The 8170-nt window shown below is 73.8% G+C and carries 7 protein-coding genes; 3 read left to right on the top strand and 4 right to left on the bottom strand.

Annotation, left to right across the window (positions count from 1 at the left end; genetic code table 11):
* On the bottom strand, nt 1-786 hold a 786-nt coding region (locus KBX37_RS32505), incomplete at its 3' end, for a sporulation protein (RefSeq protein ID WP_210779662.1).
* Between the two features lie 222 nt (nt 787-1008).
* Between KBX37_RS32505 and sigB the strand changes: the two genes are divergently transcribed.
* The 3 genes from sigB (at nt 1009) to KBX37_RS32490 (ending at nt 3827) form a co-directional block, all read left to right on the top strand.
* Nucleotides 1009-2025 carry an RNA polymerase sigma factor SigB gene (gene sigB, locus KBX37_RS32500; protein WP_374103939.1) on the top strand — a complete coding sequence of 339 codons (1017 nt, stop codon included), beginning with the start codon at nt 1009-1011 and terminating at the stop codon, nt 2023-2025.
* 167 nt (nt 2026-2192) lie between these two features.
* The gene (locus KBX37_RS32495) at nt 2193-3323 is read left to right on the top strand and encodes an IS30 family transposase (RefSeq protein WP_374103940.1); all 1131 of its coding nucleotides are present in this window, start codon (nt 2193-2195) and stop codon (nt 3321-3323) included.
* 96 nt (nt 3324-3419) lie between these two features.
* Nucleotides 3420-3827, top strand: a complete 408-nt coding sequence (locus tag KBX37_RS32490) for a VOC family protein (RefSeq protein WP_210779659.1) — start codon at nt 3420-3422, stop codon at nt 3825-3827.
* A gap of 8 nt (nt 3828-3835) precedes the next feature.
* On the opposite strand, the gene KBX37_RS32485 is transcribed toward KBX37_RS32490, so the two are convergent.
* The 3 genes from KBX37_RS32485 to KBX37_RS32475 all read right to left on the bottom strand — a co-directional run.
* Nucleotides 3836-6391, bottom strand: coding sequence for a bifunctional GNAT family N-acetyltransferase/acetate--CoA ligase family protein (locus KBX37_RS32485; RefSeq protein ID WP_210779658.1), 2556 nt, complete (start codon nt 6389-6391; stop codon nt 3836-3838).
* Between the two features lie 28 nt (nt 6392-6419).
* The gene (locus KBX37_RS32480; RefSeq protein WP_210779657.1) at nt 6420-7601 is read right to left on the bottom strand and encodes an acetoin utilization protein AcuC; all 1182 of its coding nucleotides are present in this window, start codon (nt 7599-7601) and stop codon (nt 6420-6422) included.
* 45 nt (nt 7602-7646) lie between these two features.
* The coding region (locus tag KBX37_RS32475; RefSeq protein WP_210779656.1) for a sulfurtransferase at nt 7647-8170 on the bottom strand (524 nt) is incomplete at its 5' end.

Raw genomic sequence — 8170 nt, 5'->3', positions numbered from 1 at the left:
GAAGAAGAGGCCGCGGCGTTGGATGGACTGGCGGAGCCAGCCGTCGAGCTGGGCGGCCCAGTCGGTGCGGTCCAGGGTGGCGTGGTCGACGGTGAAGCGGCCGAAGGCGTCGCGCCCCTCGGTGAGGATGCCGCCCCGCTTGTCCATCTCCAGCACCACCTGGGTCTGCTGCGCGTCGCTGATGAAGGTCAGCTCCAGCTGGTTGATCGCGCGGGCGTACTGCGGCGCCGGGTGGAACTCGATCTCCTGGTAGAACGGCAGGCTCTGCCGTACGCCGTAGATGTGCCCCCGCTCGACGTCGGCCCGGGCGAACCGGAAGCCCAGCCGCAGCAGCGCCTCCAGCAGCCGCTCCTGCGCCGGCAGCGGGTGCACCGCCACCGGGTCCAGGTCGCCCTTGTCGACGGCCCGCGCCACCTCCAGCTCGGTACGCAGACCCATGGTCATCCCGTGCAGGTGCTGCCCGTACAGGTCGGTCAGCGGGGTCTCCCAGGGCACGTCGAAACGGAACGGGATGTCGTACCGCTGGCCGGGCTCCAGCCGGAACGGGCCGGTGACCTGGCGGCGGCCGAACTCCTGCGTGGTGTCGTACTCGGAGTCGGCGCCCTCCACCTCGACCCGGGTGACCAGGCCGAGGGCCACATAGGAGACGTCCACCTGGTGGTCCCCGCCGGCCACCTGGATCCGTCCCTCCAGTTGACCGCCCGGACGGCAGTTCGGGTTGGCCAGCACGGTTTCCACCGAGGGACCACCCACACCCATCGCCTGCATGAGCCGCTTGAAGACCACCACGTCCTCCGTCGCCTGTTCCGGCCGGCCCCGGTGGCCGACCGCTGGCACGGTAACCGTCGCCGGCAAGCGGACCCGGTGACGACACCCGGCAACCGACCGGATTGCTGTCGGGTCCCCGATCGCCTCACTCCCGTTTCACGCCCCGGTTGGAAAGCTGTCTGTCACCGGCACCACTGGGGCCGGTACGCGGCACAGAAGCGGACACGGGGAGAGACTGAGATGGCCCAGCAGATGATCGAGAACCAGACGCGCCCGGCCGCCACCATCGACGCCGGGCACGGCACGGAGACCCTGACCGACCTGGACGCGACCGACGAGCGCGGCATCTCCACCGACCTCGTCCGGGCGTACCTCAACGGGATCGGCCGGACGAAGCTGCTGACCGCCGCGCAGGAGGTCGAGCTGGCGAAGCGGATCGAGGCGGGGCTGTTCGCCGAGGAGAAGCTCTCCGCCTGCACCCCGGTCTCCGCCGAGCTGAAGAGTGACCTGGAGCTGATCGTGGCGCAGGGCCGCGCCGCCAAGGACCACCTGCTGGAGGCCAACCTCCGGCTGGTGGTGAGCATCGCCAAGCGCTACACCGGGCGCGGGATGGCGTTCCTGGACCTGATCCAGGAGGGCAACCTCGGCCTGATCCGCGCGGTGGAGAAGTTCGACTACGCCAAGGGCTACAAGTTCTCCACGTACGCCACCTGGTGGATCCGGCAGGCGATCACCCGGGCGATGGCCGACCAGGCCCGCACCATCCGCATCCCCGTGCACATGGTCGAGCAGGTCAACCGGATGGTCCGGGTCCGCCGCGAGCTGTCGGTCTCGCTGGGCCGGGAGCCCACCGTGGCCGAGGTGGCCGTCGCCCTGGAGATCCCCGAGTACCAGGTGATCGAGCTGATCTCGTACGACCGGGAGCCGGTCAGCCTGGACCAGGCCGTCGGCGAGGACGGCGAGAGCGCGCTGGGTGACTTCGTCGCCGCGGTGGACCCGCGCGAGGAGCCGGGTGACGCGGCCGCCAACGGTGAGCTGCGCAACGAGGTGAGCATCGTGCTGGCCACCCTCTCCCAGCGGGAGCAGGCGGTGATCCGGCTGCGGTTCGGCCTGGACGACGGCCGGCAGCGCACCCTGGACGAGGTGGGCAAGGAGTTCGGCCTGTCCCGGGAGCGGATCCGGCAGATCGAGAAGGTGACGCTGCTCAAGCTGCGCGCGCCGGAGCGGGCGCAGCGGCTGGAGGCGTACGCCTGCTGACCCGACCCCGATCCGAAGGCCCCGGCGGTCTTGGGTTCTAGGGATCGTTGCAACGCCTGACCTGATCAGGGGTTGCAGTGTTCGAGATCCGTGGGGATCGTCGGCCGCAGGGTCGTAAGAAGCTTCGCGCGGAGCGCCAGGCATATTTGGATCTTGTGGCGCGGGGTGTGAGTACGAGTGAAGCGTGTCGGCTGGTCGGGATCAATCGCAAGACTGGTCACCGCTGGCGCTACGGGCGCATGAGCCAGGCGAAGGCCGGGCAGCAGGACGTATCTCGTCCTGCTGCCCGGCCTTCGGCCGTGTCGGGCCGCTATCTGTCGCAGGACGAGCGGATCGTGATCGCTGACCAGCTGCGCGAGGGTGCCTCTCAGGCGGCGATCGCCGCTGAGTTGCGACGGTCGCCGGGCACGATCAGCCGGGAGATCCGCCGCAACCGGCATCCGGACAGCGGCGACTACCAGCCCTACGCGGCCCAGCAACGCGCCGACAGTCGGCGGCCTCGCCCGAAGCTCGGCAAGATCGCCGCCTGCCCGCAGTTACGTTCCCTGGTGCAGGGCATGCTCGACTGCAAGCACAGCCCGGAACAGATCAGCCGTCGGCTGCGCCGCGACTTTCCCGAGCGAAGCGAGCTGCACGTGTCACACGAGACGATCTACCAGGCGCTCTACGTCCAGGGCCGCGGCGAGTTGCGCCGGGAACTGAGCGCCGCGCTGCGCACCGGCCGGGTGGTGCGACGCCCGCGCCGTCAGCCCGGGCAGCGCCAGCCCCGTTTCACTCATCCGATGGTGATGATCAGCGAGCGGCCCGCCGAGGCCGACGACCGTGCCGTCCCGGGTCATTGGGAAGGCGACCTGATCATCGGCAAGGACAACGGCTCCGCGATCGGCACCCTCGTCGAACGCGCCACCCGCTACGTCCTGCTCGTGCACCTGGGCGCCGGCCGCAGCGCCGACCGGGTCCGTGACGGCCTGCTCGCCGCCATGGCCACCCTGCCGCACCACCTGAAACGGTCTCTGACCTGGGACCAAGGCGCGGAAATGGCCATGCACCACGAGTTCAGCATCGCCGCGGACATGCCGGTCTACTTCTGCGACCCGCACTCACCCTGGCAACGCGGCTCCAACGAGAACACCAACGGACTGCTGCGCCAATACTTCCCCAAAGGCACCGACCTGGCCGTCCACACCGGCGAACACCTCGCCGCCGTCGCCGCCGAACTCAACGCCCGCCCACGCAAAACGCTCGGCTGGGACACCCCAGCCGAGCGCCTCGCTAAGCTCCTAGCCGTCAGCAGCTAGACCTCGTGTTGCAACGACCCCTCGAAACCGCCGGTTCGCCGGGGCCTTCGGCGTGTGGCGCTTGGGTTGGTCGTACCGGTCGGGCAAGGTCGGCGGATGAACTGGACGCTGGAAGTGGTGGTGGTACCGGTCAGCGACGTGGACCGGGCCAAGGAGTTCTACGCCGACCGGCTCGGCTTCGCCGTCGACCACGACACCCGCATCGGCGACGACGTGCGCATCGTGCAGCTCACTCCCCCGGGTTCCGGTTGCTCGGTCGTGATCGGCCGCGGCGCGGTGCCCGACATGCCGCCGGGTTCGCTCAAGGGTCTCCAACTGGTGGTGCCCGACCTGGAGAAGGCCCGCGCGGAGCTGGTCGCGCGGGGCGTGGAGGTCAGCGAGATCCAGGTGTTGGGCGAGAATCCCCGGCCGGTGCCGCACCCGCTGGACAATGTGGGCTTCGTCTTCTTCACCGACCCGGACGGCAACGCCTGGGGCGTGCAGCAGATCTCCAGCCGCGGCTGAGCTGCGACTCAGAGGCGCCGGGGGCCGGTGTCCGGGCGGGCGCCCGCCGAGCCGATCCGGACGCTGGCGTGCAGCACCGAGATGCCGTCCGGCCGGGCCAGCACCGGGTTCAACGTCAGCGACCGGACCCGGGGCTGCTCGTCGGCGAGCCGGCCGACCCGCAGCAGCAGGTCGACCAGGGCCGCCCGGTCCACCGGCGCCGCGCCCCGGTGCCCGCGCAGCAGCGGCGCGGCCCGTGGCTCGTCGACCAGCTCGGCGGCGTCCCGGTCGGTCAGTTGCACCGCCCGCCAGGCCCGGTCGCCGAGCAGTTCGGTAGCGACGCCGCCCAGTCCGAAGCCGACCACCGGCCCGAACGCCGGGTCCTCCATCAGCTCCACCACGCACGCCACGCCGGGCGGGACCATCGGCTGGACCAGCACGTCCGGGCCGAAGACCGGGGCCATCTCGGCGTACGCGCGGCGCAGCGCGACCGGGTCGGCCAGGTCGAGGCGTACCGCGCCGAGGTCGAGCCGGTGCCGCAGGCCGGCGGCGGCGGCCTTGAGCGCCACCGGCCAGCCGAGCCGGTCGGCGGCGGCGACCGCCTCGCCGGCCGTGGCGGCCGGCGCGGAGCCGATTACGTCGATCCCGTACGCGGCGAGCAGCCCGGCCGGGTCGGTGGCGTCGGCGCGCAGCGCGGCCTGCCCGGCAACGGGGTCCACCCGGGGCAGGTCGGGCAGCGTGCCCGGGTCCCGGCGCAGCCAGGCCGCGTACGTGGTGACCCGGGCCAGCGCCCGCACCGCCTCCTCCACGCTCGGGTACGCCGGCACGCCGGCCGGCACCCGCCCGGCCAGGAACGTCGCCACGGTGGGCTTCCCGGCGGCGAGCGCGGTCGGCAGGGCGGCGGTGAAGTCCGCCTCCTCCATGGTGACCTGGCCGGGCAGCGGCGGGGCGAAGACGGCGACCAGCGCGTCCACCCCCGGGTCCGCGGTCGCCTCGGCCAGTGCCGTGCTGAACTCGGCGGTGCCCGCGTGCGGGCCGACGTCGCGCGGGTACCCGTCGGCGACGGTGAGCCCCTGGGCGGCGCTGGCGGTGGCGGCGAGCCCGGTAAACGCCGAGGAGTTGCCGACCACGCCGACCCGGGGGCCGGCGGGCAGCGGCTGGCGGGCCAGCAGCAGACCGACGTCGAGCAGCTCGGCGACGGTGTCCACCCGGATCACCCCGGACTGGGCGAAGAGCGCGCTGACCGCGGCGGCGTCCAGCGCCGGCCGGGCGCCGAGGCCGGCCGGGCGGGCCAGCGAGGCGAGCGCGACCACCGGCTTGTCCCGGCCGATCCGCCGGGCCAGCCGGGCGAACTTGCGCGGGTTCCCGAAGGTCTCCAGGTAGAGCAGGAACACGTCGGTGCCCAGGTCGTCCTGCCAGTACTGGAGCAGGTCGTTGCCAGAGTCGTCGGCCCGGTTGCCGGCCGAGACGAAGCTGGACAGGCCGAGCCCGCGCCGCTGCGCCTCGGCGAGCAGCGCCACGCCGAACACACCGGACTGGCTGAACAGGCCGACCCGGCCGGGAGCCGGCAGGACGGGGGCGAGGGTGGCGTTGAGGCGTACCTTCTCGTCGGTGTTGGCCACGCCCAGGCAGTTCGGGCCGACCACGCGCATGCCGGCGGCGTGCGCGGCGCGGACCAGTGCGCGCTGCGCCGCCGCGCCCTCGCCCCCGGCCTCGGCGAAGCCGGCGGAGATGACCACCAGGCCGTGCGCGCCGGCGGCGGCGGCGTCCGCGACCACCAGGGCCGCCGCGTCGGGGGCCACGGCGACGACCGCCAGGTCGATGTCGAGACCGGCGTCGGCCGCCGACGGGTACGCGGGCAGCCCGGCCACGGTGGCCGCGCTGGGATGCACCGGCACGATCGCGCCCGGGTAGCCGCCGTCGCGCAGGTGCCCGAGCACGGCCGCGCCGACGCCCTGCCCGGTGGCGCTGGCGCCGTAGACGGCGATGCCGCGCGGGGCGAGCAGCCGGGCGATCGAGCGGGCCTCGGTGCGGTGCTCCCGGCCGCGCTGCACCTCCAGCGTCGACTCGGTCGGGGCGATCGGGAAGCTCAGGTGCACCACGCCGTCGGCGAACTGGCGCTGGACCTGGTAGCCGAAGTCGGAGAAGACCCGCAGCATCGCGCCGTTGGCGGGGAGCACCTCGGCGACGAAGTGCACGATGCCGGCCCGCCGGGCCGCGTCGGCGAGGTGCTCCAGCAGCACCGAGCCGATCCCCCGCCCCTGGTAGGCGTCCTCGACCACGAACGCCACCTCGGCCTCCGGGGCTTCCGGGCCGAGCCGCTCGTACCGGCCGACGGCGACGATCCGGTCCCCGGCGAGCACCACGAAGGCCTCCCGGTCGCGGTGGTCGACGTTCACGAAGCGCTGCAGGTCGCGGTCGGGGATGCGCGGGTACGGGGAGAAGTAGCGCAGGTAGCGGGTGCGCTCGGAGAAGCGCGAGTGCATCGCCACGATCTCCGGCCCGTCCGCGGGGCGGATCGGGCGCAGCTGGACGGTGCTGCCGTCGCTGAGCAGCACGTCCACCGGTTGGTCGACAGTGGTCACCGGTCGGTCCCCTCCCCAGGCCACCGGCTCAGTCGCGCGGGTCGTGCGGGTCGAGCCCGAGCAGCGGGAAGACCGCCTTGCGGGTGGCGGCGATCGCCCGGTCCACGGAGGTCGCCTCGCCCGTCGGCTGCCACGGCTCGTACCCCGGGTCGGCGTCGTCGGTCATCCGCAGCGGGATCTCCCAGCCGGGCAGTCGCTTCGCGGCCAGTTCCCGCCAGGCCGGCGGGGTCAGCGTGGCCGGCGCGATCGGATCGCCGCTGGCGATCGCCAGCAGGTGCGTCCAGGCCCGAGGCACCACCTCGGCCAGCGCGTACCCGCCGCCGCCGGTGGCCACCCAGCGCCCCTCGCAGAGCTCGTCGGCGAGCGCCCGCAGCGCCAGGTAGGTGGCGCGCTGCCCGTCGACGGTCAGGTGCAGGTCGGCCAGCGGGTCGGCCCGGTGCCCGTCCGCGCCGCACTGGGTGACCAGGATCTGCGGCCGGAACGCCCGCAGCACCGACGGCACGATCGCGTGGAAGGCGCGCTGCCAGCCGGCGTCCTCGATGCCGGGCGGCAACGGCACGTTGACCGCGCTGCCCTCGGCGCCCGGGCCGCCGGTCTCGTCGGGGAAGCCGGTGCCGGGAAAGAGCGCCAGCGGGGTCTCGTGCAGGCTGACCGTCAGCACCCGCGGGTCGCGGTAGAACATCTCCTGCACGCCGTCGCCGTGGTGCACGTCCACGTCCACGTACGCGACCCGCTCGGCGCCCAGGTCGAGCAGGCGGGCGATGGCCACCGCCGGGTCGTTGTAGACGCAGAAGCCGGCGGCCCGGTCCGGCATGGCGTGGTGCAGCCCACCGGCCACGTTCACCGCGCGGCGGGCCTCGCCCCGCCAGACCGCCTCGGCGGCGGTGACGCTGGCCCCGGCGATCAACGCGCTGGACTCGTGCATCCCCTCGAAGACGGGATTGTCGGAGGTGCCCAGCCCGTAGCCGGCGAAGAGCGGGTCGCGCGGCGCGGCCCGGACGGCGTCCAGGTAGTCCGGCTGGTGCACCCGGGCGAGCAGCGCGTCGTCGGCCGGCGTCGGCCGGACCAGGCGGACCCCGGGCCGGTCGAGGACACCCAGCTCCCGGGCCAGCGCCATGGTCAGCTCGACCCGCACCGGGTCGAGTGGGTGCTCCCCCATGTCGTAGGCGAGCAGGGCCTCGTCCCACACCACCACCGTGTCGTCCGACATGGGATTATCGTCGCACGAGCGCCCGCCGCCCACCGCACGCGCTGCTCAGCGCTGTGGTGTCTCGCCGGTGGCCACCGGCCGGTCCGGGTCGGCCACCCAGTTGCTCCACGAGCCGACGTAGAGCCCGGCGTCCGGTCGCCCCGCCAGGTGCAGGGCGAGCACCGCCTGCGCGGCCGTCACCCCGGATCCGCAGTACGCCCCGACCGGCGTGCCCTCGGTCACCCCGGCGGCGGCGAACCGCTCGCGCAGCGCCTCGGCGGCCGGGAAGCGCCCCTCGGTGACGTACTCCGGGGCGGGCAGGTTCACCGCGCCCGGCACGTGCCCGGCGACGGGGTCGATCGGCTCGGTCTCGCCCCGGTAGCGGGGCGCGGCCCGGACGTCGAGGAGGACGCCTTCGTCGGCGGAGGCGAGCGCCGCCGCAGCGGCGGTGTCCAGCACCGGCAGGGCGCCGGGGCGGACGGTCACGTCACCCGGTGGCGGGGCGGGCGCCTCGGTGGAGGTGGGCAGGCCGGCGGCGAGCCAGGCCGGCCACCCGCCGTGCAGCAGCCGTACCGGTCGGTGGCCGGCCC

This window comes from Micromonospora sp. U56 (assembly GCF_018070095.1).
GTDB classification, from domain to species: Bacteria; Actinomycetota; Actinomycetes; order Mycobacteriales; family Micromonosporaceae; genus Micromonospora; species Micromonospora purpureochromogenes.
This window is presented reverse-complemented; position numbering and strand designations above follow the sequence as displayed.